Raw genomic sequence first — 23,366 nt, 5'->3', positions numbered from 1 at the left:
GCGAGCCTGCGCCAGCTCACACCAGCCTGGCGGGTATCGTCGAGGGGCGTTCGGCGGCATCGGCGAACGCCGGCGCGTGCAGCCGGCTGGACAGTTCACGCAACCGCTCCCTGGCCTTGGAAAGATAGCGGTCCTTGACCGCGCCGTAGCCCCGTACCGCCTCCGGCAGGGCCGCCAGTTCCACGGCCAGCGCCTGGTGCTCTGGCGCGAACCCGTTTTCCAGGTCATCGAGCAGCGCCTCGTATTCGCGCAACCAGCCCAGCTCGACGGTGCGCTCATGGGTTCGGGCGAAAGGATCGAGCCAGCTGTTGCGAACCCGACGCAGCCCGGCAAGCATCCTGAAGACCCGTAGCATCCAGCCGCCGTAGGTGGATTTCCTGCCGCCGCTGAACAGTGGAGGCGCCAGGTGGAACTGCAGCTTGTAGTGGCCTTCGAACTGGCTGGCGATCTTCTCGAGGAATTCCGGACGGGTGTAGAGGCGCGCCACTTCGTACTCGTCCTTGATCGCCAGGACCTTGAAATAGCCACGCGACACCGCCTCGCTCAAGGCGCCAGGCTGGCCGAACATCCGTCGCTCCAGCGCCTCGAAGCGCAGTACCCGCTGGCGATAACGCTCGGCATAGCGGGCATCGTGATATTCGGTGAGGAACTCGACGCGCCGCTCGATGATCTGCTGCAGCGTCTCGGACAGCTTCGACGGACCTTTGGCGCCTGGCCCACTGGCGGCCTTTTCGGTGACCCTGGCCAAGTCCACCGCGGCCCGTCGTCCCCAGGTGAACGCTGTCTTGTTGGCGGCTACCGCCGTGCCGTTGAGTTCCACTGCCTGCATCAAGGCGGCGTGGCCCACTGGTAGCCAGCCCTTCTGGCAGGCGTAGCCGAGCATGAACATGTTGGTGGCGATCGAGTCGCCCATCAGCGCCGTGGCCAGATGGCTGGCTTCGATGAATTCAGCGTTGCCAGGGCCGGTCGCTTCGCGAATCTGCTCCTGGAGCTGGTCGGCGCGCAAGTCGGGCTCGGGGTGGCGTTGCAGGTCGCCGGTCTCGGCCTGGCCGGCATAGCTGCGCACGAAGGCGCTGGTAATGCTTTGCTCGAGATTGACCAGCGCCTGGGTGACGTTCTGGCGCAGCTTGACGAGGGTCTCGCTGTTGGCGCTGACTACCAGGTCGCAGCCGAGCAGCAGCTTCGCTTCGCCTTCGGCGATGCGTGGCGCGTCGAGGTCGGCCTGCTGGCTCGCGATGCGGATGTGCGACCACACCGCCCCGCCCTTCTGGGCCATGCCGGCCATGTCGAGATTGACCACGCCCTTGCCTTCGATGAAAGCCGCCATCCCCAGCAAAGCGCCGATGGTCACCACGCCGGTGCCGCCAACCCCGGTCACCAGGATGTCGTAAGGGTGTCGCAGCGGCTGGAGCACAGGTTCGGGCAGCAGCCAGACCTCGCTGGCCTCTGCCTGCTGGGCCGTCGGCTTGCGCAGCTTGCCACCTTCGATGGTGACGAAGCTCGGGCAGAAGCCGTCCAGGCAGGAGAAATCCTTGTTGCAGGAAGACTGGTCGATCTGGCGCTTGTTGCCGAATTCGGTGACGAGATTGGTCACCGACATGCAGTTGGACTTGCTGCTGCAGTCCCCGCAGCCTTCGCACACGGCCTCGTCGATGACCACGCGGCGGGCCGGATCGGGAAACTTGCCGCGCTTGCGGCGCCGGCGCTTCTCCGCCGCGCAGGTCTGGTCGTAGATGATCGCCGAGACCCCGGCGAACTCACGCAGCTCGCGCTGGATGGCATCCATTTCCTTGCGATGGCGTACCGGCACGCCTGGGGCAAGTCCCTGGACATGCTGGTAGCGGGCCGGATCGTCGGTCACCACCAGGACCCGGCCGACACCCTCGGCGAGCAGTTGCCGGCTGATCTGCGGCACGCTCAAGGTGCCGTCCACCGGTTGCCCGCCAGTCATCGCCACGGCATCGTTGTAGAGAATCTTGTAGGTGATCGAGACCTTGGCGGCGACCGCGGCGCGAATGGCCAGGATACCGGAGTGGAAATAGGTGCCATCGCCCAGGTTGACGAACACATGCGCGGTGTCGGTGAACGGTGCCTGGCCGATCCAGGCCACGCCCTCGCCACCCATCTGGCTGAAGGTGGCCGTCTGCGGGTAGATCCATTTGGCCATGTAGTGACAGCCGATGCCCGCCAGGGCCCGACTGCCTTGCGGGACCTTGGTGGAGGTGTTGTGCGGGCAGCCCGAGCAGAAATGCGGCAGCCGCTCGACCAGGTTGGCGAATGCGCCGCGCGCGGCAGCCTGACCTTCGAGCAGCGCCAGGCTGACCTGCAACTGGGCATCGGGCAGGTGCTTGAGAATGCGCGTGGCGAGGGCCCGGGCGATCATCGCCGGGGTCAACTCCCCAATCGCTGGCAGCAGCCAGTCGGAATGCGGCAGGGTCCACTCGCCTTTGTCGGCGAACTTGCCGACGATCCGCGGCCTGGCGGTTTCGCGCCAGTTGTAGAGCTCTTCCTTGAGCTGGTATTCGATCAGGTGGCGCTTTTCCTCGACCACCACGATCTCTTCCAGCCCTTCGGCGAACTGACGTACGCCCTCGGCGTCCAGCGGCCAGACCAGCCCGACCTTGTAGACCCGCAGGCCCAGCTGCTCGGCGCGCGCCTGGTCGATGCCCAGCAGCTTCAGCGCCTGGCAGACGTCGAGATAGGATTTGCCCGAGGTGATGATGCCGATCCTGGCCTTGCTGGAGTCGACCGTCAAACGGTCGATACCGTTCTTGCGGGCGTAGGCCACGGCGGCGTACAGCTTGTGCTCGAACAGACGTTTTTCCTGGGCCAGGGGAGGGTCGGGCCAGCGGATATTCAGGCCACCGGGCGGCAAGGGAAAGTCTGGCAGGAGCGTTTGCACACGGTCGTGGCCGACATCGACGATCGCGCCGCTTTCCACCGTATCGGCCACCGCTTTCAAGGCGACCCAGCAGCCGCTGAAGCGCGACAGGGCGAAGCCATGGATCCCGAAATCGAGGTATTCCTGCACGCCCGAGGGCGCCAGGACCGGCATCATCACGGCCTTGAAGATATGCTCGGTCTGGTGTGGCAGGGAGGAGGACTTGGCCCCGTGGTCGTCCCCGGCGATGACCAATACGCCGCCATGCGGCGAAGTGCCCGCAGCGTTGGCATGCCTGAAGACATCGCCGCAGCGGTCAACACCCGGGCCCTTGCCGTACCAGATGCCGAATACGCCATCGTAGCGCGCGCCGTCGAACATGGTCACCTGCTGCGTGCCCCACAGGGAGGTCGCGGCAAGGTCCTCGTTCAGCCCCGGCTGGAACTTGACGTGGTGCTTGCCCAGGTGCTCCCTCGCTTTCCAGAGGGCTTGGTCGTAGGTCCCCAGCGGTGAGCCGCGGTATCCAGAAATGAAGCCTGCCGTGTCGAGCCCCGCGGCCTGGTCGCGCTGGCGCTGCATCAGCGGCAGGCGCACCAGTGCCTGGACACCCGTCATCAGCACCTGGCCCGAGGTCTGGACGTACTTGTCCTGCAACGACGGAAGCGACGTGGTCATGGCTAATCCTCGCGTCTTGTTCTTATGTTCGAGGGCCGAAGCGATCGGCCGGCGATGTGCCAAGAGAGTATTCAGAGACAGCTGGTATCGTATATTTATAAAAACAGAGACCAGGTATAAGAAAAACAGATGCCAAATCCACGTGATCTGTCCCTGCGCCAGTTGCGCTACTTCGCCGCGGCTGCCGAGACCGGCCAGTTTTCCCAGGCCGCGCTGAACAACCATGTTTCCCAATCGGCCATCACCAATGCCATCGGCCAGCTCGAGTCGACGCTTGGCGTGAGCCTGTTCGAGCGGGTGCCCCACGGCGTGCGCTTGACGCTTGAAGGCCATCGTTTCCTGGAGCGTACGCAAGCCATCCTGCACGCGGTCCAGGATGCGGTGAGCGAGCCATTGGCAACCACCCGGGCGCTCGAAGGCACGGTGAAGATCGGGGCGAGCTACACGGTGCTGGGTTACTACCTGCCGACCCTGCTGGCGAGGTTTCGCCGCACCCATCCGGCCATCGTCTTCGACCTGCATGACCTGGATCGCGAGGCGATCGAGACGGGCGTTCTGGCTGGCCAGCTGGACCTGGGGATCATCATCAGCTCGAACTCGGCCAGCGACCTGGCGCTGGAGAAGGCCGTGCTGATGCGCTCACGCCGCCAGGCCTGGCTGTCGGCCGACCATCCGCTGATGGGCAAGGCGTCGATCAGCCTGCAGGATCTGTGTGCCTATCCGTACCTGCTGTTGACCATCGACGAAGGCGAAAGCTCGACGCTGCGCTACTGGCAGGAGTCCGGCCTGTGCCCGCCGATCGCCTTTCGCACCGGCTCGATGGAAGCGCTGCGCGGCCTGGTGGCCAACGGCTTCGGCGTCACCATCCTCTCGGAGATGGTGTTTCGTGCCTGGTCGCTGGAAGGTCGGCGCCTGGAAACCCGTCCGGTGGTCGATCCGATTCCGGACCTGGAGCTTGGGCTGGTCTGGAACAAGACCACGCTGACAGCGGCCCCAGCCAGGGCGCTGCAGCAGTTCCTGCTGTATGCCAGCCACGCATGCTAGCCGTGGCGCCGCTCGGCCCTGGCCCGGGCAAGGCGATGCAGCGGGTATCCTCGATGCCCTGGCGCCCCATGCAGCTTCAATCGGGCGCTACGCTGTAGCCGTTGCGCCCTTTGCGCTTGACCTCGTACATGGCCTTGTCCGCGCGGGCCAGGACATCGGCGCCGGCCATGGCGGCATGGCCGGCGTGACTGACATGCACGCCGACGCTGGCGCCGATGTTCACGCAACGCCCCTCCAGCTCGAAAGGCGCCGCCAGCGCTTCGCACAGCTTGCGGGCGATGTCTCTGGCCGCGGCCTGGCTCGCCACCGCCTGGGCGATGACGACGAATTCGTCCCCGGCCAGCCGGGCCACCGTATCGTCGGTGCGCATGACGGCAAGCATGCGCCCGGCCGCGGCTTGCAGCAGCAGGTCGCCGAGCTCGTGGCCATGCGCGTCGTTGACCTGCTTGAAGCCATCCAGGTCGATGAAGTACAGCGCGAACGCCTGTCGCTGGCGCAGCAGGCGTTCGAGTTCACGGTGCAAGGCCGCACGATTGGGCAGGCCGGTCAGCGGGTCCAGGGTAGCCTGGTCCAGCAGGATCTTTTCCCTCTGCTTGCGCTCGGTGACGTCCAGCGACATCACGAAGAACCCTTCCACCTTGCCGTGACGGATGTCCGGTACATAGCTGGCGTGCCAGAGGCGTGGGTCGGCCGTGCTGTAGCGCACGTTGTCGGCCTCCACGCGCTTGCCCGCCAGTGCCGCCTGGAAGTAGGGCAGCAGCTTTTCGAAGACCTGCGCCGGTAGCACATCGGCGACCTTGCGGCCCTTCAGCTCGGCAGGCGCGAGCCCGAAGATCTGCTGATAGACGGCATTGTTGAAGCGGTACTCGAGCTCGGTACCGATATGGGCGATCAGCACCGGCAGGTTGTCGGCGATCGCCTGCAAGGTCTCCTGGCTGCGTGCGAGCTCTTCGGTGCGCTGGGCCACCTGGCGTTCCAGCGTCGCCTGATAGCGCTCGAGCTGCGACTGCCGACGCTTGCGTTCGCTGATGTCGCGGGCCGATGCCAGCACCTGGACGAGCGAGCCGCGTTCGTCACGTTGCGCGGCCAGGTTGAGCTCGACCCATAGCGTGCCTCCGACTTGACGAAGACGCACCTGCACGACCTCGGCTTCGCGTGCCCCGTCGAGCAGAGCCTGCCAGGAGCGTTCGAGCGTTTCCCGGTCGGCGGGGTCGACGAGCTGCGGCAGGTGAACCAGCACTGCGGCCTCGTGCTGCAGACCGGACAGCTGGCAGAACTCGCGGTTGGCTTCGAGGATCCGCCCGTCCGGGGCCAGCAGTGCCTCGCTCAGCAGGCGCTGCTTGAACAGCTTGCGATAGCGCGCCTCCGACGATTCCAGGGCCGCGCGTTCGGCCTGGCGAGTGGCATGGGCATCGATGGCCAGGCTGCGATGCAACATCTCCCGCTCGACGATGCGCGCCAGGTCGCGCAGGCTGCCCAGCTCGGCCGGGGAAAGCGTCCGAGGTCTGACGTCGAGCACGCACAGGGTACCGACGGACAGGTCGCCGACGAAACGCAGCGGCACCCCCGCATAGAAACGCACGTGCGGCTCGTTGACTACCAGCGGATTGCCGGCGAAACGCGGATCGGCCTTGGCATCGGGAATCACCAGGACATCCTCTGCATGCAGTGCATGTGCGCAGAACGCCACGTCCCGCGAGGTCTGGGTGATCTGCAGGCCGTGCCGCGACTTGAACCACTGGCGGTTCATGTCAACCAGCGAGACCAGGGCGATTGGCACTTGCAGCAGTGCGCTGGCCAGCCGGGTAACCCGGTCGAAGGCTTCTTCGGGGGGCGTATCGAGGATGTTGAGACTCTCCAGGAAACAGAGTCGCGCGGCTTCGTTGAGTGGTGAGGGTGCGGTCTGCATGACTACTCGCTCTGGAGGACCTTGATCTGCGACTGAGGAAGCACGTGCCGTGTTCCCCGACGCCACGACCCAGACTCCCTGCCCGGGCCCGGTACACGGCTTCGCGCTGCAATTCTCATGGTTTGCGAGCGGGCCGTCCAGGCCGCCGCGAGGCGCCGCGACCAGCTGTCGCGACCTTTGCCTGCGCTGGCCAGGCGCTCAGACGGCGTCTCGCACCTGTTGTTCGAACCAGCGCAGCACGGCCGCACAGCCAGGATGGGCCGCCCCGCTGTCGCGCAGCCACAAAGCGTAACGCGCCCCGGTAGGTTGCGCCGTACCGAAGGGGACTACCAGATCGCCTCGGACGAGCGCATCGTGCGCCAGGATCCGGTCCGTCACGGCGATGCCCAGGCCCCTGGTCGCAGCATCCAGGGCGAGGTCGTCGAGATTGAACAGAATATGGTTGATATCTCCAGGCGCGGTCTCGCCCTGAGCCTGGAGCCACTGCATCCATTCGGTGCGGCCCGGTGAACCATGCACCAGAGCGTGCCCACGCATCTCGGCCACCGAGCTGGGCAGCGGGCCGCCATAGTTCAGGGTCGGGGCACAGACCGGAAGCAGGTATTCATCGAACAAGGCGGTCAGCGGCCACGCCTGGCGCTCGTCGCCCTTGGGCAGGTAGAGCACATAGGCATCGCAGTCGCCACCATCATCCACCACCTCGCCGCCAACGCTCTCGATCGACAGGCACAGGCCTGGATTGGCACTGTAGAAGGTGCCCAGCCTAGGTAACAGCCAGCGGATGGCGAGCGAGACGAAGATCCGGATGCGAAACGGGCGCTCCAGGGGAACCGGGGCCAGGCGGGCATCGAGCGCGCTCATCTGTTCGAGCACGCTGCTCGCCACGGCCCTGACCTCATGGCCCGCCGCCGTCAGCAGCGTCTTGCGGCTGGTGCGCTCGAACAGCGCCTGGCCATAGTGCTCTTCCAGTTGCTGGATCTGCCGGCTGATCGCGCTCTGGGTCAGGTGCAAGGCCCGGGCCGCTTCGGTGAAGCTGCCGGTCCTGGCCACCTGCACCAGCGCTTGCAAGGCTTGGAACGGGGGAAGCCTCAACAGTTTGTCCATGCGAATCCGGAATGGCTGGATGAAAAATGAGCGTTCGAAATTCCGTGCCGATGACCGTAACTTGAACCGCGACAGACCAGCACAGGGCTACCAATACCCCTGGCCGACAGAGAGTTCAAGGAGGGTCGCTTGATCAACCGATGTGGCTGGATCGAAATGGCCGGACAAGCGCCCCGCTACCCTCGGATGAGTGGCGCGCATGGGGCCGACTGGGTGGTGATAGGTGCGGGCATCACTGGCCTGGCCGCCGCGCATGCCATCCACGAGCGGTTCCCCGGACACAAGGTCGTGGTTCTGGAGCGCCAGCGCGCCGCGCAAGGCGCATCCGCCAGGAACTCCGGCTTCGTGGTGGCCCATGAATTCCCCACGCTTGGCCAACGGCTGGGCCAACCAGGCTACGCGGCCTATGCCCAGGCCGCCAGCATCAGCATCGCCGCAGCCCATGAGCTAAGACACCGGGTAGAACGCCATCGGATCGCCTGCGAGCTGGACTGGAGCGGCTATTACCTGGCGGCCCGTCGCCCCGAACGCCTGGGCGACACCCAGCTGCTGGCGCAGACGCTCGAATCGGTCGGCGCCAAGGCTCGGGTCCTCGACCGGCAGGCTGCAGCGAACCGCCTGGGCACCGACTATTACCAGGCGGCCCTGCACTGCGCAGGCGGCAATGGGCTGCTGCAGCCAGCCCGCTATGTACGCGGCCTGGCTGACGCGCTGGCGGCCTCGGTAGCGGTCTACGAACACACGCCGGTGGTCCAGCTGCGTCGCGAAGGACGAAGCTGGGTCGTGTACACGGCCAACGGCGAGGTCCGCTCGTCCCAGGTGCTGGTGTGCCTGGGCGCGTTCCTGCGACGGGTTGGCATCGACGACAGCGGCGCGTTCGCGCTCGAGCTGAGCGCGAGCCTCACCCGGCCGCTGACCCAAGCCCGCTGGCGCCACCTCGCTGCGCTCCAGCCCTGGGGCGTGCTCGCGCCCTTGCCTGGGGGCGCGACGCTGCGCCTGCTGCCGGGGCGCCGGCTGTTGATCCGCAATACGCTCGAGTATCGACTGCAGGATATTGGCGCGCGTGCGCTGGCCGTGAGACGGCGTCGCCATGTCCAGGGCCTGCTCAAGCGGTTTGCGATGCTTGGCGAAGACGACATCGAGTACAGCTGGACCGGGCACCTGAGCGCCACCCGCTCTGGCGAGCCCTTCTTCGCGCGCCTGGATCAAGGCCTGCATGCCGTTTCCGGGTGCAATGGCGCAGGCGTTGCACGCGCGACCTTGTGGGGCCGCCTGCTGGTCGAGCTGGCCAGCTCGCAAGACTCGCCGCTGCTGGCCCAGGTCATGCGCCAGGCGGTACCCGGTGCCTTGCCGCCCAGGCCGTTCTTCGACCTCGGCGCGGCGTTGCGCCTGCGTTGGGAGACGTTGCGCGCAGCTACCGAAAACTGAACGACCAGCCCATCCACTTCCCTATCGGTGAGAACACAATGAGAAGAACAATCTGCGCCGCTGGCCTGTCACTGGCAGCGATGATCGGGGCCGCCCAAGCCGACCAGAGCGTGACCATCGCCAACTGGAACCACTACATCGCTTCCGACACTCTGGCCAACTTCACCAGACAGACCGGCATCCAGACCACCTATGACCTGATCGACAGCAACGAGACCACCGAGGCGAAGCTCATGACCGGCGCGAGCGGCTATGACCTGGCCAGCCCGTCCAACCACTTCCTGCCGCGCCTGATCCGGGCCAACGCCATCCAGCCGCTGGACAAGCCCAAGCTGCCCAACTGGCAGAATCTCGACCCCAAGCTGATGAAGATGCTCGAGACCAGCGACCCCGGCAACCAGTACGCGGTGCCTTACCTGTGGATGACCGTCGGCGTGGGTTTCAACAAGCAGAAGATCGAGGCACTGTTCGGTAGCGACGAAGTCACCCGCAGCTGGGCGACCCTGTTCAAGCCAGAAAACCTGGAAAAGCTCCAGCAATGCGGCATCAGCATGATCGACAATGCCACCCAGATGGTTCCGATCATGCTCAACGCCCTCGGGCTGGACCCGCACAGCGAGCGCCCGGAAGACTTCAAGCAGGCCGAGCAAGCCCTGCTCGCCGTGCGTCCCTACGTGCGCTACTTCGACCAGTCCAAGTACGTCATCGACCTGGCCAACGGCGATATCTGCCTGGCCATAGGGTTCAGTGGCGATGTCCTGCAGGCGATGACCTCCGCGAGCGAGGCCGGCAACGGCATCCAGATCCAGTACAGCATTCCCGTCGAAGGCACGACCTTGGCCGTCGACACGGTGGTCATTCCCAAGAACGCGCCGCACCTGGACAACGCCTACCGCTATCTGAACTACCTGCTCGAGCCCCAGGTGATGGCCAACATCAGCAACGCGGTGAACTACCCCAACGGCAACCTGGCCGCACGGCAGTACCTCGCGCCGGAAGTTCGCGACAACCCGGCGGTCTATCCACCGCAGCAGGTGCTCGACAGCCTGTTCACCATCAAGACGCTTTCCCCCTCGGCCATGCGCGCCAGCACGCGGCTGTGGACCCGAATGAAGAGCGGCGTATGAGCACTCGACACGCCAGCACGACAAATGCCGTGGTGGTCGGTGCCGGGGTGGTCGGCCTCTCCACCGCCCTGTACCTGCAGCGCCACGGCTGGCGCGTCACGCTGCTGGACCGCAACCCGCCCGGCCTGGGCACCTCGTTCGGCAACGCCTGCACCTTCGCTACTTACGCGGTGGAGCCGATCGCCACGCCCGGCATCTGGCGGCAGGCGCCGGGCATGCTCTTGCGCCGCGACAGCCCGCTGTCGATCCGCCCGTCCTACTTGCCCGCGCTGGCCCCTTGGCTGATCCGCTTTCTGGGCGCATCGGCCAGCGCGCGCGTGGCCACCATCAGCCGCGACCTGAAGACCTTGCTGGCGCCGTGCATGCAAGCCTGGACGACCCTGCTCGATGACGCCCAGGCCCATGACCTGGTACGGCACGACGGTTCGCTGTACATCTTCGAGGCCCATCGCCGCCAGCAAGCCCTGGCGATGATCGACTATCACCACCGGTTCGAGGTGCCGATGCGCCTGGTCGAGGAGCCGGAGCTGCGTATTCTGGAACCGGCTCTGAACCGGCGCGCGGCGTGCGCCGTGGAGTTGCCCGAAGTCAGCCGTACGCTCGACCCCTATGCCTTGAGCCTGCGCCTGTACGACAGGTTCATCGCGGCCGGTGGCGTGTTCCGTCGCGGCGAACTCACGCGCCTGGGCGTCTCGCAGAACGATTCGGTGACGGCCATGCTCTCGGGCGGCGAGCGGTTGCAGGCTTCGCGACTGGTACTGTGTACTGGCGCCTGGTCGCGCGACCTGGCGAGGCAGCTGGGTGACGACATCCCCCAGGATACCGAGCGCGGCTATCATGTGCTGTTCGACCAGGCAGGGGCGGCGCTGCACAGGCCGGTCTGCTGGCCCGACGGCGGCTTCTACATGACACCCATGGCCCAGGGCCTGCGCGTCGCCGGTACGGTGGAACTGGCAGGCCTGCACGCGCCGCCCAGGCCAGCGCGCTACGACTACCTGGCCCAGGGCGCCCGCCGTTTCCTGCACCTGCTGCACGAGCCCTCCTCGCGCTGGATGGGCTATCGCTCCTCGATCCCCGACAGCATGCCTGTGCTGGGCCCATCCCGGCACTTTGCGCAGGTCTTCTACAACTTTGGCCATGGACATATCGGGCTGACCCTGGGTGCCATGACTGGCCTGCTCACGGCCCAGGCGATGTCGGGCCTCGCACCACAGGTGAACATCGAGCCGTTCCGCGCCTCGCGGTTCGACCGGCGCCTGCCTGCGCGCGGCCCGGCAACGTGATGCGAGCACAGCACGGCCAGGAGCTGTATGCGCGGCCGTGCCAGTACGTTGCAAGCGGCAGCGCAACGAAGACGGGCAAGCGATCAAGAGGCTCGTCCGTGGCTTGCCACTTCGATCCATGGCGCAGGATGTAAACGCCAGGCCCATTCCTGGAGGCGCTTCGCTGCACACACACCGAAGGCAAGCTCATGGTGGGGTTGTGCCTGACCGCAAGATGTTCTGCCAGGACCGCACGACTCACGCGCAAGGCACGCGCCAGGACAAGACATGCCTGACCAGCACCAGCGACTGAGACAGACGAACCACCCGCGCAGCCACGCTCGTCAGCCATCCCAGTCTGCCGCCAGCAATCAAGCCCAACGCCGCATGTTCGAGCCCAGCGGCAGTCGCCGCCATGGGCTTGCTTGCGTGACCTTCGAGACAGCGCGGTTCAACGCATCCCGAGCGTCGCCAGGTACGATCCATACAAAGCCAGGATGATCAGTAACTAAGCGGCTGGCCCACCCCACTATCGAGGCGATAGCCGCGCTCGACTGGCTCGGTCGGCGCTTGCATGGCACAGTGCCATTTCCAGAATTGTACAAATAACACTAATGTGTACAACATTTCTGCCGATTCATAGTATCCCTCTCCTAGCCTCCGTCCTGGTGCGCGATATGTTCTTCAACAGGCAAGACAAAACCGAATTGGCCGCCCTACGCGATAAGCTCGCTTCCATCGAGCAGATTCGCCAGGGCCTGGATAACGACATGCTGGTCATGCATCTCGCTCCTGACGGCCAGGTGGCGTACGTGAACGCTAACTTCGAACGGGAAATGCGCTATGCCATCGGCGAGGTTCGAGGCCGCTTCCTGGTCGATCTGGTACCCGAAGATGCACGCCAGGACCCGTTCCACCGCCGGATCTGGGCATCGCTGCGTGCAGGTGAAAACTTCAGCGGTACGCTGCGCATGTTGCGCAAGGATGGTAACGAAGCCTGGCTCCGGGTGCTGCTGCATCCCATTCATGCCTGTGATCGGACAGTGACTTCGTTCGTGATCTACGCCAGCGACCTGACCCGCACCATCGAGGCCTCGCGCGAACATGAAGCCTTGCTCAAGGCCTTGTCACGCTCCACCGCGGTGATCGAGTTCGATCTGCAAGGCCATGTGCTCACCGCCAACGAACGTTTCCTCGAGGCGATGGGTTTTCGGCTCGAACAGATCAAGGGCAAGCATCATCGCCAGTTCTGCACCGCCGAGGAGGCCAGCTCGCAGGCGTACCACGACTTCTGGGAGCGCCTGCGCCGCGGCGAATTCATGGCCAGCCGGTTCAAGCGCCTGGATGCCTTGGGCCGTACCGTCTGGCTGGAGGCGTCCTACAATCCGGTCTTCGATGCGCGCGACCGGCTGGTGAAGGTCGTCAAGTTCGCCACCGTCATCACGGATCAGGTCAACCAGGAGCTGGCCGTCGCCGAAGCCGCGACCATGGCCTACTCCACTTCGGTAGCGACAGACGCTACTGCCCGGCGTGGCGCGGACGTCCTGCAGCAGACCGTCGCGGTCATGCGTGACCTCGCCCGCCATATGCAGGACGCCGTCGACGGCATCGAGGCGCTGGATCAGCAGAGCCAGGTCATCGGCAACATCATCAAGACCATCAGCGGCATCGCCGAGCAGACCAACCTGCTTGCCTTGAACGCCGCCATCGAGGCGGCCCGTGCCGGCGAGCAGGGACGCGGTTTCGCGGTGGTGGCCGATGAGGTACGCCAGTTGGCCTCGCGTACCACCCAGGCGACCGTCGAAATCGCCGCGGTGGTGCAACAGAACCAGCGCCTGGCCTGCGACGCCGTGGGTATGATCGGTAACGGCCGGCGCCAGGCCGAGCAAGGACTCGACCTGGCCAACCAGGCCGGCTCGGTGATCGTGCAGATCCAGGACGGCGCTCAGAAGGTGGTGAGCGCGGTGGGACAGTTCGCCACCCGGCTCAACCCGTGAGGCTAGCGCAGCCGCGCGGCTGACCGACCGGGACCAGCGCAGGCAGCAAAGGAAGGCCGCCGCTATCCGCCGACGCTGTTCAGGGGTGGTATATGATCTCCCCTCTGGCGGCGCCTTTCAGGGAATGCTCGGTCTGCGCTCATGTGGCGCCGAGCCCTAGCGGCACACCTGCATTCGCAACAACGCTGTTCCCAGGGACTTGCCATGGGCATCCAGCGCCACCGACCGGGTCACCCCGCCGCGCAGCAGCCCAGGCAGCACGAAGTTCAGCGCGTGCAACTGCGGTAGTTCGTATCGTCGTACCGGCCCGGCATCGACATCGCGCAAGTGGGCAAACCAGGCCTCGACCTTTTCCTCCGTCACTTCACGTACCAGGATCGGGTAGTCCTCGGGCCTGAACGCGATCAGCGAGATATTCGAGGTGTCGCCCTTGTCTCCGGTACGAGTGTGGGCCAGCTGATGCAGGGCAATGCTCATGGGCAGATCTCCAGATGGACACGGGGCACGGCCAGTTCGCGGGGCAGGTACAGGCTGGCCACCGCCAACACTTCGCGGACCTGCCGGGTGGCACCGCCACCGCCAGCAGGGCCATTGGTGTACAGCGTCTCGACTTCATTGGCCAGGGCCTGGGCAAACTCGCGTGTCACGCAGCGTCCGGCGACTCGCAAACGCACTTCCCAAGGCTCGCCGGGCTGCGCGAAGCTGCTGCCGTGCAGCGAGTCGACCCCCATCAGTTCGCAGCGCAGTTCCTCCACCGCAATGCCCGTGAGGGCCAGCCGCTGCTCGACCACTTGCCCGGCGAGGCGCGCACGCGCCACGGCGTTGGGACCACCGTAGGAGATCTGCCCTTCGCCGATCCAGCCATCGCGGTAACCCACCGTGACCTTCAACTGGTCGGGACGCTGGGTGCCACTTGCACCGCTGACCAAGACCCGATCCTGCCCCTGCTGCTCGAAGCGCACCGCGGAAAAATCCGCCACCACGTCCGGCGTCAGGTAACAACGCGGGTCATGCACTTCGTAGAGCAACTGCTCGGTACAGGTCGCCACGTCGATACGGCCACCACTGCCAGAAACCTTGGTGATCAGTGCCAGTCCCTCGGCATCGATCTGCGCCAATGGGAAGCCGAGCCGCGCCAGGTCAGGCACTTCCTTCAGGCCAGGGTCGGCGAAATAGCCACCACTGACCTGCCCGGCACACTCGAGCAAGTGCCCAGTCAGGGTGCCCCGGCCACGTCGCAGCCAGTCATCCTGTCCTGTAATTGACACTGCACATTGTATACTGGTATACAATGCACAATCCAAGTTACCCAGGCTTTCTCCCGAAGGAACGTCATGAAGAAATACAGTCGTCATTCAACGGCTTCACAGGTCGCTGACCATTTGCGCGAAGCGATTGTCTTCGGGGACTTAATGATGGGCACCCCCCTGTCCGAAGCTCAATTGGCCGACCAGCTAGGCGTTAGCCGAACGCCAGTGCGTGAGGCCCTGCGCGAACTGGCGCAGGAAGGGCTGGTAAAGCTGCGCCCCTATCTGGGCGCGTCAGTGTTCGTACTGTCCTCGCATGAGTTGTCGGACATGCTCGCTTTTCGCGAGTTGCTGGAGATGCAGGCTATGCGTCTGGCCATCCGGCAAAACCCCGGCGGCCTCGTGAAAGACATGCGGTCTGTCGTGAACCGCATGAACGATGCTGTAAACCTCGGTGACGCGAAGCATTACCTCGCACTCGACACAGAGTTCCATGATGTGATCATCGATACATCGGGTAGCGCCTACATTCGCGATGCGTACGCACTGATTGGCTCCAAGCTTTCCGTCTTGAGAACATTCATCCCGAAAGATCCAAAGCGGTTGCAGCATAGCCTTGATAGCCACCGCGAAATGCTTGAACTGCTGGCTAGCAATCAAAGCGAGATTGCACTTGAACGCCTGCGCGGTCATTTGAGCAATGCGGCCAAAGCGTTCAGCGCCGATTCCGCACTGCTGATTCATAATCTTGGCGACATCATGGGCACGGAAACAATAAAACAGGTTTAGACACCCCTTCACTTAATTCATCTATTGAACAGGAAGCTCGAATGAAAATTACAAAAATTGAAATATTCGACTGCGAACTGAGTAAGCGGGACACCTCAATGTCAATGTTCAACCCTGTTCTGCTCAGGGTGCAGACTGATGAAGGTATCAGTGGAATTGGGGAAGTCGGTTTGGCCTACGGCGCCGGGGCGAAAGCCGCAGTAGGTATCTTGCGTGATTTTGCCCCTTACCTACTGGGCCAAGATCCGATGAACGTCGAAGCCATGTGGGAGAAACTGTTCCGCGCTACCTACTGGGGGGCTGGCGGCGGCCCGGTCGTTTATGGCGGAATCAGTGCCTACGATATTGCACTGTGGGACATTCGTGGCAAGGTCATGGGCCAGCCGCTCTACCAACTGCTGGGCGGTAAGACCAACGACAATCTTCGTACGTACGCCAGCCAGCTTCAGTACGGATGGGGTGATGAATACACGCGTAATACACGACCAGAGGAATATGCACACAGTGCACTTGTCGCAGTGAGCGAAGGTTTTGACGCTTTGAAAGTTGACCCGCTTCAAATCGGTAAAGATGGGTCGAAAACCGGAGCGGAAAATCTCAACCTCACACGATACGGCCTGCTCCGTAACGAAGAGATTCAAATGGGAGTCGAACGCATTGCAGCCATGCGAGAGGCCGTTGGTCCTCAGGTCGACATCATTTGCGAAATCCACTCCCTGCTGGGCACTCAGTCAGCCATCCAGTTCGCCAATGCACTTGAGCCTTACAGCATCTTCTTCTACGAAGAGCCGGTAAACCCCCTTAATATTGGAAATTACGTAAAAATTGCGAGCAACACCTCCATTCCGTTGGCTACAGGAGAGCGCTCCTATACCCGCTGGGGCTATCGAGAGCTACTCGAAAAGCAGACACTGGCCGTCGTTCAACCCGACTTGTGCTTGGCAGGCGGCATAACGGAAGGCAAGAAAATTTGTGACATGGCTCACGTATACGATGCTGCCGTACAAATTCATGTATGTGGTGCTCCTATTTCGACTGCTGCGTCATTGCACATGGAAGCAGCCATTCCAAATTTCATCATCCACGAGCACCATACCTATGCTCTCAAAAACTGTGTCCGCGAGCTTTGTACCAATGATTACCAGCCTCGACACGGTCGATTTGAAATACCAAACGAGCCCGGACTTGGTCAGTCGCTTAACGATGACGTAGTAAAACACTACCTGGCCTACACACTTACCTGAGCGACTCACACCCTCGTAATCCCGCTGGTTTATCATGCTATTAAACTAATACTCAGGCGTCTGGCGCTACTTCATCAGCGAGCGCGCCATTGCCTGAATATTATGAGAGAAAAATAATATTTGAAATTGTCCGTTACTCGATGCAGATTGTCTGTTACTCGAAAGCTCTACACACGGAAACCCGCTTAAATCAAACTCATACTAATTTTTCACCAGTGCACAGCTCACATCTACAGGATCGTACTCATTCGCAATAGACCTTAGACACAAAGCAAAGTGATCTTGGAGAACAACAATGACAATGACTCACACAATCGCTGAACTATCGCCTCCGCGTGAAACACTGAAGATTCCATTTACCCGATACGATGCCGGCTGGGTAGTCATCTGTATTGGCATGGCCATAGGCGCTGGCATCGTCTTCATGCCTTTGCAGATGAGTGTGAAAGGTTTTTGGGCTTCTGCTATTGCTTTACTCATCACCTACCCTGCTGTCTATTTGCTTACTCAACTTTACATTCGATCCCTGTCCAAGACTGAAAAATGTGAGGACTACGCAGGCATCATCACCCAGTACCTTGGAAAAAACTGGGGGGCAGCATTAAGTGTCATCTACTTCATTACCATCTTGAAGGGCTTGTTGGGGTATTCTGCAACCATTACCCACGATACTGCTACCTACCTTCATCATTTCAATGTCACAAGAACACAGCTTTCCGATACCGCCTGGTATCCGCTACTTCTCTTGGGGGCTCTAGTCCTGATCGCTGCCCGAGGTGAGCGTATGCTGTTCAAAGTTTCGGGTCCGCTCATCATCTTCAAACTGTTGACCATCATCGTGATTGGTGCACTGATGGTGCCTCAGTGGCGACTTGATAACGTTGACTTTTCCCTTATGCAAAGTCCCTTGGAACTGGCACGCGATGTGTTGGTTTCACTGCCTTTCGCACTCTTCTCTATCGTGTTCATCCACGTATTGAACCCGATGAATGTGGCATTTCGAAAAATAGAAAGCGACCCGGCCATCGCCACTTACCGCGCGCTACGCGCTAGCCGTATAGCCTATTTTGTTTTGATTTCTTCCGTCCTGTTCTTTGCTTTCTCGTTCTTCTTTTCCATCACGCCGGATCAGGCCAGGGCTGGTATTCATCAAAACACCTCCGCACTGGCATTGGTCGCACAAGTCATCCCTGGCAATGTCTTGGCTGGGCTTTCGATATTGCTGAGCATTTCTGCGATAGCCACATCCTTCCTCGGTGTCTATCTCGGTTTCAACGACGCCCTGACTGGCATCCTTTTAAACCTAGCAAGTCGCTACGTTCCTGCACATGTCGACCTTCAACGCATCTTGCCCCATATAGTCAAAGGCATCGCCATATGCATCCTATGGCTTTGGGTCATGGCCAGTATCAACACGATGGCGCTCTTTCAGTGGACAGTTGGCACCTTTGGACTAGTGTCCTGCCTGATACCTTGCTACCTAATTTATCGCGTTCCATCGTTGCAACGCTACAAGTCATTCAGCGTACTTTATGTCGCACTCATGGGCGCGATGCTAGTGGTATCGCCACTTTTCAAACTTCTTGAAAATTAATGTATTTACATGCGAAGGGAGTCGTGTAAATTTCGCCATGCCCGTGTGCACCTCGTGTGCAAATCGGTGCCGACATATTATGGAGACTATTTTCACCGCTCCCCTTCGTGTCCACCCCCTGTGCACCAGATGCACAATCACGGTAAAATCACCTAATTTGAGGTGCTAAATACCCTTATGAATCAAGAAGTTATGTCGCGCCGATTTTCCGTTGCACCGATGATGGATCGGGTCGATTAAGTGACAAGAACCAATGAATACTAGGCCTGCAGGACGCTTTAAGATTTGCTGTAGCAAAAGTTAAGCAGAGAGGCGGGAATGACTACAGAAGTGGTCATTTTTTAGTCAGGTAGAAAGTGCCACTCCGGGCTGGCACTGAAGGTTCTTCTTCGGGCACAACTCGTCAGTCAGCCCTTGGCCAATCCGGCTTCAAGCTATACTGTACGCACATACAGTATTAACCGGACCGCCGCTCATGGACATCGACACCACCGGCTTCGAGCTGGGAATTCCAACCCGAGAAGAGATGCTGGAGCACCAGATCACCTTGGTACAGGCCGAGTATGAAACTGCCAACGAAGCACTGACCAAGGCGCGGGCCGACATCGAGAATCTGGTCTGCATGCTGGACGAAGCAAACTGCCAGCGCGACCAGGCCAAGACGCTCAGCGCCAGGAACGAATATATCCTCAGGGACTTTCGGGCAGAGAATGCCCGCCTCGAGAAACGCATCGAGGAGCTACAAATGGAGATTCGAGGCCTTCGCCGAAAGCTCAGCGGCAGGCAGTAACGGCTGTCTCCAGCCATCTTTCGCATCCGATCTGCTGCCGTCAGGGTCAGTGCAAACCCGCTCAGTGGGTCGTCACGGTATGAACGCCCGCTTTATGCAGGCCATAGTCGTTCGCGGCCTTGAACTGCGCTTCGCAGATCGCTCGCAGACGCGCCACTTCTTCCGGCGGATCGCCGCGCTCTTGGGCTTCGAGATACTCCCGGTGCGCTTCTTTGGCCTGCAGGTAGACCGGATGGTCTGGCATGACGAGATCGTCGCGATTCACGGCGGCTGCTCCTTGCGATTGGTTAGAGCAGTATAGGACGCTTCTGGTGCCAGTCCGGCTATTCGGAATCAGCCATACGGTTCGACAGTTCTCCCGCTCGCCCATTAACCCATGCGAGCAGGTCGGAGAGCACCGGCCACAGGCCGAGCTACATACAATCGTCATACTGATATAGGTACCTAAGGAAGGTCTGAAAAAGACTTCCTGAATCTGGTGAAATACGCCGATCCCGCCAGCCGAGTTTTTCCATGAAGCAGATGACCTTCGCCGACGCCGAGTACGCCGGCAAGCGCAAGCAGACCCGTAAGGAATTGTTCCTGATCGAGATGGATCAGGTGGTGCCGTGGAAGGGATTGATTGCCCTGATCGAGCCACACTACCCAAAGGGTGAAGGTGGTCGTCCAGCCTATCCGCTGATGGCCATGTTACGTATCCATCTGATGCAGAACTGGTTCGGCTACAGCGACCCGGCCATGGAAGAAGCGCTCTACGAGACGACCATCCCGCGTCAGTTCGCCGGGCTGAGCCTCGAGCGTATTCCCGACGAAACCACCATCCTCAAGTTCCGTCGCTTGCTGGAGAAACATGAGCTGGCAGCCGGCATCCTCGGCGTAATCAATGGCTACCTGGGGGATCGCGGCCTGTCGCTGCGCCAGGGCACTATCGTCGATGCCACACTGATCCACGCGCCCAGCTCGACCAAGAACCAGGACGGCAAGCGCGACCCGGAAATGCACCAGAGCAAGAAAGGGAACCAGTATTACTGTGGCATGAAGGCGCACATCGGCGTGGATGATGAGTCGGGGCTGGTACACAGCGTGGTAGGCACGGCAGCCAACGTGGCGGATATCACCCAGGTCGACAAATTGCTGCACGGTGACGAGAACGTCGTCTGCGCCGATGCCGGCTACACCGGCGTCGAAAAGCGCCCCGAACATGCTGGCCGCGAAGTGATCTGGCAGGTCGCAGCACGCCGCAGCACCTACAAGAAGCTCGATAAACGCAGCGCCCTGTACAAAGCCAAGCGCAAGATCGAGAAGGCCAAGGCACAAGTGCGAGCGAAGGTCGAGCACCCGTTTCGAGTGATCAAGCGCCAGTTCGGTTACGTGAAGGTGCGCTTCCGTGGCCTGGCCAAGAACACCGCTCAGCTGGTGACGCTGTTCGCGCTGTCGAACCTATGGATGGCGCGCCGACATTTGCTGACTACCGCAGGAAAGGTGCACCTGTAATGCGGAAAATGGCTGCTGCGAGGTGCTCGCGGCGGCCAAAAACGGAGAACTGAGCGGGTTACCTGGTCGAATTTGATCGACGGCCCGCTTTCAAAAGCAGCGAGGGCTGAAGTCGACCGGAAATACAGGGCTACTTCAGACCTTCCCTAAAGAGCCTCATTGTCCAGCGACCTCCTATCTCCCAATGTTTTAATTATATATTCGCGCACCTTGCTAAATCGCTCAAGCTGTATACTGTATCTTTCAGAAGAAATGTATGACTCACGTTTCTGATCGTCGCTTAACTGGTATCCCAATTCATTAAAAATCTTATCCATCATATCAACGTGTGATTCAGGAGCCTTGCCCTCCGACAGCATGCGATCAAGAACGGCTGGATATTCATTATATGCGTTTAGAGCATCCTGGTATATATTGATAAGACCGGAAGCTAAGGCTGAAATACGGCGCTCTACCACAGCACGCTGTGTAGCATTCATCTCCGTAAATTCATATTCCGAAAATTTTTTACGCACACATGAAATTACTTTGCTTGGCGAGTAACTCTGGAGCTCCGACCGGGGCTTGTCAACAAGCAATATCTTTGGCAAGCCACTGCATTCGGCAGCACTTATAGCAAACTGTCCATACTCCCAACTGTTGATTTTGCTCAGCGTTTTATTTGAACGCAACTTTAAAGACTCGTACTCCAACTCTTTACGAGCCAGAGATTCTTCGAGCTGAGCATTTTTATAGAGAGGTATAACAGTATAGTAAAGGGTGAACAGTGTAGTTACAAAAAGCCCTACCTGCACAATTTGCGAAACTCGTGACAAGTAAAGATCTATTTTATGCATGACCATCGATCCTACTGACAAGCATTAATTGATGCTATCAATTGTCTCTCATAGCCAATCCGCTGTCGACGCTCAGCCAGCAGCGCCCGGACCTTCACCTCTAGGCTATCGCTCTTGCGCAAGCTGTCGGTAGCCCATGGCGGTACGGCGACGTCCGGCGTGCGGCAAGGCACCTGCACGGGCACCTCGACGCGCACGATGCGCACTTCCGGCTCTACCTGGGTTGCGCAGCCGCTCAAAAGCAGGCCGGCCAGCAGTAGGACCTGGGTCCTCATAAGCCAAGCTCCGTGTCGATGATCGAGGTGGCGGCCGCGCACTGATCGCCACCCGTGCGCTCCTGCTGGAGACGGTTCGCGGCAGCGTAGTCGGTCTGGGCCTCGGTTCGCGCATCCTTCACCGCCTGCTCGGCCTGCGCCTGGCGCTGCTGGGCGGCCAGCTGCAGGTCACCCAGCGCCTTGCCCTGCTCGTTCACCAGACCGAGCAAGCTGTCGCGGGCCAGCTTGCACTGGCCGACCAGGTCGGACTGGTCGCGGATATCGGCGCGCAGGTTCTGGATCTCGCTGTGCTGCCACCAGATGACGCCGGCGGCGGCCAGGAACAGCCATATCCAGGCCGGGATGGCCTTGAGTGCCGCCAGCGGCCAGCTCATGCCAGCGCCCGCCGCACGCCTTCATCGATCACCGCCGCCGGGTACGGGTTGCCGCCGTTCTCATGGATGATGATGCCCAGCACCATGCCGCGCAGCGTGGCCGGGTCCTTGATCTTGATCGGGTCTTCCGGCTGCACGCCGATCCGGCGCGCCACAGCGTAGGCATAGGCGCGGGTATCGTTCTCGGTCGAGGGCGCCCAGCGGTTGATGGTCTCGAGCACGGTGTCGATGCCCTTGCCGCCGACACCAGGCAGACCGTCCTTGCCGCGGTAGTTGATCAGCAGCTTGCCCAAGGCGCGGATGCCGTTCTCTGGCGAGTCGAACCGGGCAAAGCGCGGCTTGGCCAAGCCCTCCTCCAGGCCCAGCTGGCCGACCCAATCGTTGCGAGGGTTGAAGTCGATATTTCCAGGATTTTTGTTGCGTATACCGCGTGCGGTCATGGGTTTTCTCCAGGCATGAAAAAGCCCGCACTGGGCGGGCATGGGAAATATTAGATTTAGGATTTATGAAAGCTTTAGTTGCAGTCCCTGCCCTCTATGGCAGAATATTCGAAGAGCCTATGGAAACGGGGCTTGCAGGGCTTAGCCACTCAATTTAAATTTATAGGATATAGTTAAATGAATAAAAGCAAACTAATACCAGATGAAGTTTGGACATTTTTTGAATCAGAACATGGAAAGAATTAAGAGAAGATGTGGATTTCTGGTCAAAACACTATAAATCCTCCCTCGAATCTAACTGGGATATTACCTCTCCACATGCGTGCTTCGAAGCTCTAGCTCTTAATTGGGCAGAATTCCGAAACCTTTTCGACTATAGAGTAAGAGTATCAGGTCAGTTTACAAAAAATACCAAATTTCTGAAAGAAAGGAATCGAGTCAATGACCTCCACTTCAACTTAAGAAAACTAGGTGGAGGCGCCTTCGTTCAGCACGGAAGCTCAACCTGGATCTTTGCAAAATCTATAGGAAAAAACCTTTTCATCAGTCAGAACGTTACGATCGGCTTAGGAAAAGGCGGCACACCTACCATTGGTGACAATGTAAGCATCCGAACTGGAGCAGTTGTTGTTGGAGCAATAAAAATTGGCTCCAACGTTATGATCGGCGCAAATGCTGTTGTAAACTTCGATGTACCTGACGGAGCCCGCGTTTATGCTCCTCGGTCAATCGTAGTGCTGCCTGACGAAGCATGAACTTAAAACGGTTCACTCGTCAGATTACTGAGTGAACCGCTAATATAAATCTGTTAGCGCTCAGCTTTAAATCTACCATCCGAGCCTATCTAAACCGAATG

At 60.7% G+C, this 23,366-nt stretch carries 20 protein-coding genes and 2 pseudogenes; 12 read left to right on the top strand and 10 right to left on the bottom strand.

The window, feature by feature from the left end:
* Positions 1-16: 16 nt before the first annotated feature.
* Positions 17-3,556 (bottom strand): indolepyruvate ferredoxin oxidoreductase family protein, encoded by a 3,540-nt coding sequence (locus ACY8GK_RS02595; RefSeq protein ID WP_462402206.1) that lies wholly within the window; start codon positions 3,554-3,556, stop codon positions 17-19.
* A gap of 129 nt (positions 3,557-3,685) precedes the next feature.
* On the opposite strand from ACY8GK_RS02595, the gene ACY8GK_RS02590 reads away from it, so the two are divergent.
* Entirely contained in the window at positions 3,686-4,600 is a 915-nt protein-coding gene (locus tag ACY8GK_RS02590) for a LysR family transcriptional regulator (RefSeq protein ID WP_196176367.1), read from the top strand.
* A gap of 76 nt (positions 4,601-4,676) precedes the next feature.
* Here ACY8GK_RS02590 and ACY8GK_RS02585 read toward each other — a convergent pair whose 3' ends face one another.
* Both ACY8GK_RS02585 and ACY8GK_RS02580 read right to left on the bottom strand, forming a co-directional pair.
* Complete coding sequence (locus ACY8GK_RS02585; RefSeq protein WP_462402205.1) at positions 4,677-6,509, bottom strand: sensor domain-containing diguanylate cyclase; 1,833 nt, start codon at positions 6,507-6,509, stop codon at positions 4,677-4,679.
* Positions 6,510-6,707: 198 nt separating this feature from the next.
* A complete protein-coding gene (locus ACY8GK_RS02580) occupies positions 6,708-7,613 on the bottom strand; it encodes a LysR family transcriptional regulator (protein WP_196176371.1) in 906 nt (301 codons plus the stop codon).
* A 129-nt stretch (positions 7,614-7,742) separates the two neighbouring features.
* Here ACY8GK_RS02580 and ACY8GK_RS02575 point away from each other — a divergent pair, with 129 nt between their 5' ends.
* The 5 genes and pseudogenes from ACY8GK_RS02575 (at position 7,743) to ACY8GK_RS02555 (ending at position 13,427) form a co-directional block, all read left to right on the top strand.
* Positions 7,743-9,041 carry an NAD(P)/FAD-dependent oxidoreductase gene (locus tag ACY8GK_RS02575; protein ID WP_462402204.1) on the top strand — a complete coding sequence of 433 codons (1,299 nt, stop codon included), beginning with the start codon at positions 7,743-7,745 and terminating at the stop codon, positions 9,039-9,041.
* Between the two features lie 38 nt (positions 9,042-9,079).
* Complete coding sequence (locus tag ACY8GK_RS02570; RefSeq protein WP_462402203.1) at positions 9,080-10,168, top strand: polyamine ABC transporter substrate-binding protein; 1,089 nt, start codon at positions 9,080-9,082, stop codon at positions 10,166-10,168.
* The gene (locus ACY8GK_RS02565; RefSeq protein ID WP_462402202.1) at positions 10,165-11,451 is read left to right on the top strand and encodes an NAD(P)/FAD-dependent oxidoreductase; all 1,287 of its coding nucleotides are present in this window, start codon (positions 10,165-10,167) and stop codon (positions 11,449-11,451) included. Before ACY8GK_RS02570 ends, ACY8GK_RS02565 begins: the two co-directional genes overlap by 4 nt.
* A 593-nt stretch (positions 11,452-12,044) precedes the next feature.
* Positions 12,045-12,881: pseudogene (locus ACY8GK_RS02560) on the top strand (PAS domain-containing protein); the annotation flags it as partial.
* A gap of 36 nt (positions 12,882-12,917) precedes the next feature.
* The gene (locus ACY8GK_RS02555; RefSeq protein ID WP_462402969.1) at positions 12,918-13,427 is read left to right on the top strand and encodes a methyl-accepting chemotaxis protein; all 510 of its coding nucleotides are present in this window, start codon (positions 12,918-12,920) and stop codon (positions 13,425-13,427) included.
* Positions 13,428-13,583: 156 nt separating this feature from the next.
* Here ACY8GK_RS02555 and ACY8GK_RS02550 read toward each other — a convergent pair whose 3' ends face one another.
* On the bottom strand, positions 13,584-13,898 hold the full coding sequence (locus tag ACY8GK_RS02550) for an AtuA-related protein (protein WP_196176789.1): 315 nt from the start codon (positions 13,896-13,898) through the stop codon (positions 13,584-13,586).
* Positions 13,899-13,900: 2 nt separating this feature from the next.
* Positions 13,901-14,677 (bottom strand): annotated as a pseudogene (locus ACY8GK_RS02545) (acyclic terpene utilization AtuA family protein); the annotation flags it as partial.
* A gap of 84 nt (positions 14,678-14,761) precedes the next feature.
* Between ACY8GK_RS02545 and ACY8GK_RS02540 the strand changes: the two are divergent.
* The 4 genes from ACY8GK_RS02540 (at position 14,762) to ACY8GK_RS02525 (ending at position 19,091) form a co-directional block, all read left to right on the top strand.
* Positions 14,762-15,463 (top strand): GntR family transcriptional regulator, encoded by a 702-nt coding sequence (locus ACY8GK_RS02540; RefSeq protein WP_462402201.1) that lies wholly within the window; start codon positions 14,762-14,764, stop codon positions 15,461-15,463.
* Between the two features lie 41 nt (positions 15,464-15,504).
* The gene (locus ACY8GK_RS02535; RefSeq protein ID WP_462402200.1) at positions 15,505-16,707 is read left to right on the top strand and encodes a mandelate racemase/muconate lactonizing enzyme family protein; all 1,203 of its coding nucleotides are present in this window, start codon (positions 15,505-15,507) and stop codon (positions 16,705-16,707) included.
* 295 nt (positions 16,708-17,002) lie between these two features.
* Entirely contained in the window at positions 17,003-18,301 is a 1,299-nt protein-coding gene (locus ACY8GK_RS02530) for an amino acid permease (RefSeq protein ID WP_462402199.1), read from the top strand.
* Between the two features lie 475 nt (positions 18,302-18,776).
* Positions 18,777-19,091: a hypothetical protein gene (locus ACY8GK_RS02525; RefSeq protein WP_462402198.1), complete on the top strand. Its 315-nt coding sequence runs from the start codon at positions 18,777-18,779 to the stop codon at positions 19,089-19,091.
* Between the two features lie 61 nt (positions 19,092-19,152).
* On the opposite strand, the gene ACY8GK_RS02520 is transcribed toward ACY8GK_RS02525, so the two are convergent.
* Positions 19,153-19,356 carry a hypothetical protein gene (locus ACY8GK_RS02520; protein WP_462402197.1) on the bottom strand — a complete coding sequence of 68 codons (204 nt, stop codon included), beginning with the start codon at positions 19,354-19,356 and terminating at the stop codon, positions 19,153-19,155.
* A 248-nt stretch (positions 19,357-19,604) separates the two neighbouring features.
* Here ACY8GK_RS02520 and ACY8GK_RS02515 point away from each other — a divergent pair, with 248 nt between their 5' ends.
* The gene (locus tag ACY8GK_RS02515) at positions 19,605-20,585 is read left to right on the top strand and encodes an IS5-like element ISPpu18 family transposase (protein ID WP_462402196.1); all 981 of its coding nucleotides are present in this window, start codon (positions 19,605-19,607) and stop codon (positions 20,583-20,585) included.
* 146 nt (positions 20,586-20,731) lie between these two features.
* On the opposite strand, the gene ACY8GK_RS02510 is transcribed toward ACY8GK_RS02515, so the two are convergent.
* From ACY8GK_RS02510 to ACY8GK_RS02495, 4 genes are read right to left on the bottom strand one after another with little or no spacing between them, the layout of a single operon-like run.
* The gene (locus ACY8GK_RS02510; protein WP_462402195.1) at positions 20,732-21,421 is read right to left on the bottom strand and encodes a hypothetical protein; all 690 of its coding nucleotides are present in this window, start codon (positions 21,419-21,421) and stop codon (positions 20,732-20,734) included.
* A gap of 11 nt (positions 21,422-21,432) precedes the next feature.
* Positions 21,433-21,696, bottom strand: coding sequence for a hypothetical protein (locus tag ACY8GK_RS02505; protein ID WP_462402194.1), 264 nt, complete (start codon positions 21,694-21,696; stop codon positions 21,433-21,435).
* Positions 21,693-22,070: a hypothetical protein gene (locus ACY8GK_RS02500; protein ID WP_462402193.1), complete on the bottom strand. Its 378-nt coding sequence runs from the start codon at positions 22,068-22,070 to the stop codon at positions 21,693-21,695. Before ACY8GK_RS02500 ends, ACY8GK_RS02505 begins: the two co-directional genes overlap by 4 nt.
* Complete coding sequence (locus ACY8GK_RS02495; protein ID WP_462402192.1) at positions 22,067-22,510, bottom strand: structural protein P5; 444 nt, start codon at positions 22,508-22,510, stop codon at positions 22,067-22,069. Before ACY8GK_RS02495 ends, ACY8GK_RS02500 begins: the two co-directional genes overlap by 4 nt.
* 254 nt (positions 22,511-22,764) lie before the next feature.
* On the opposite strand from ACY8GK_RS02495, the gene ACY8GK_RS02490 reads away from it, so the two are divergent.
* Positions 22,765-23,265 (top strand): LbetaH domain-containing protein, encoded by a 501-nt coding sequence (locus ACY8GK_RS02490; RefSeq protein WP_462402191.1) that lies wholly within the window; start codon positions 22,765-22,767, stop codon positions 23,263-23,265.
* The last annotated feature ends 101 nt before the right edge of the window (positions 23,266-23,366 follow it).

Source organism: Pseudomonas sp. Marseille-QA0332, assembly GCF_054950175.1.
Note: the sequence above shows the minus strand (reverse complement) of the source record. Positions and strands in the feature narration are given on the sequence as shown.

Coding starts and splice junctions, on each gene's coding strand:
- ACY8GK_RS02595 (WP_462402206.1), bottom strand. CDS start 3,556: ATGACCACGTCGCTTCCGTCGTTGCAGGACAAGTACGTCCAGACCTCG.
- ACY8GK_RS02590 (WP_196176367.1), top strand. CDS start 3,686: ATGCCAAATCCACGTGATCTGTCCCTGCGCCAGTTGCGCTACTTCGCC.
- ACY8GK_RS02585 (WP_462402205.1), bottom strand. CDS start 6,509: ATGCAGACCGCACCCTCACCACTCAACGAAGCCGCGCGACTCTGTTTC.
- ACY8GK_RS02580 (WP_196176371.1), bottom strand. CDS start 7,613: ATGGACAAACTGTTGAGGCTTCCCCCGTTCCAAGCCTTGCAAGCGCTG.
- ACY8GK_RS02570 (WP_462402203.1), top strand. CDS start 9,080: ATGAGAAGAACAATCTGCGCCGCTGGCCTGTCACTGGCAGCGATGATC.
- ACY8GK_RS02565 (WP_462402202.1), top strand. CDS start 10,165: ATGAGCACTCGACACGCCAGCACGACAAATGCCGTGGTGGTCGGTGCC.
- ACY8GK_RS02555 (WP_462402969.1), top strand. CDS start 12,918: ATGGCCTACTCCACTTCGGTAGCGACAGACGCTACTGCCCGGCGTGGC.
- ACY8GK_RS02540 (WP_462402201.1), top strand. CDS start 14,762: ATGAAGAAATACAGTCGTCATTCAACGGCTTCACAGGTCGCTGACCAT.
- ACY8GK_RS02535 (WP_462402200.1), top strand. CDS start 15,505: ATGAAAATTACAAAAATTGAAATATTCGACTGCGAACTGAGTAAGCGG.
- ACY8GK_RS02530 (WP_462402199.1), top strand. CDS start 17,003: ATGACAATGACTCACACAATCGCTGAACTATCGCCTCCGCGTGAAACA.
- ACY8GK_RS02525 (WP_462402198.1), top strand. CDS start 18,777: ATGGACATCGACACCACCGGCTTCGAGCTGGGAATTCCAACCCGAGAA.
- ACY8GK_RS02515 (WP_462402196.1), top strand. CDS start 19,605: ATGAAGCAGATGACCTTCGCCGACGCCGAGTACGCCGGCAAGCGCAAG.
- ACY8GK_RS02510 (WP_462402195.1), bottom strand. CDS start 21,421: ATGCATAAAATAGATCTTTACTTGTCACGAGTTTCGCAAATTGTGCAG.
- ACY8GK_RS02505 (WP_462402194.1), bottom strand. CDS start 21,696: ATGAGGACCCAGGTCCTACTGCTGGCCGGCCTGCTTTTGAGCGGCTGC.
- ACY8GK_RS02500 (WP_462402193.1), bottom strand. CDS start 22,070: ATGAGCTGGCCGCTGGCGGCACTCAAGGCCATCCCGGCCTGGATATGG.
- ACY8GK_RS02495 (WP_462402192.1), bottom strand. CDS start 22,510: ATGACCGCACGCGGTATACGCAACAAAAATCCTGGAAATATCGACTTC.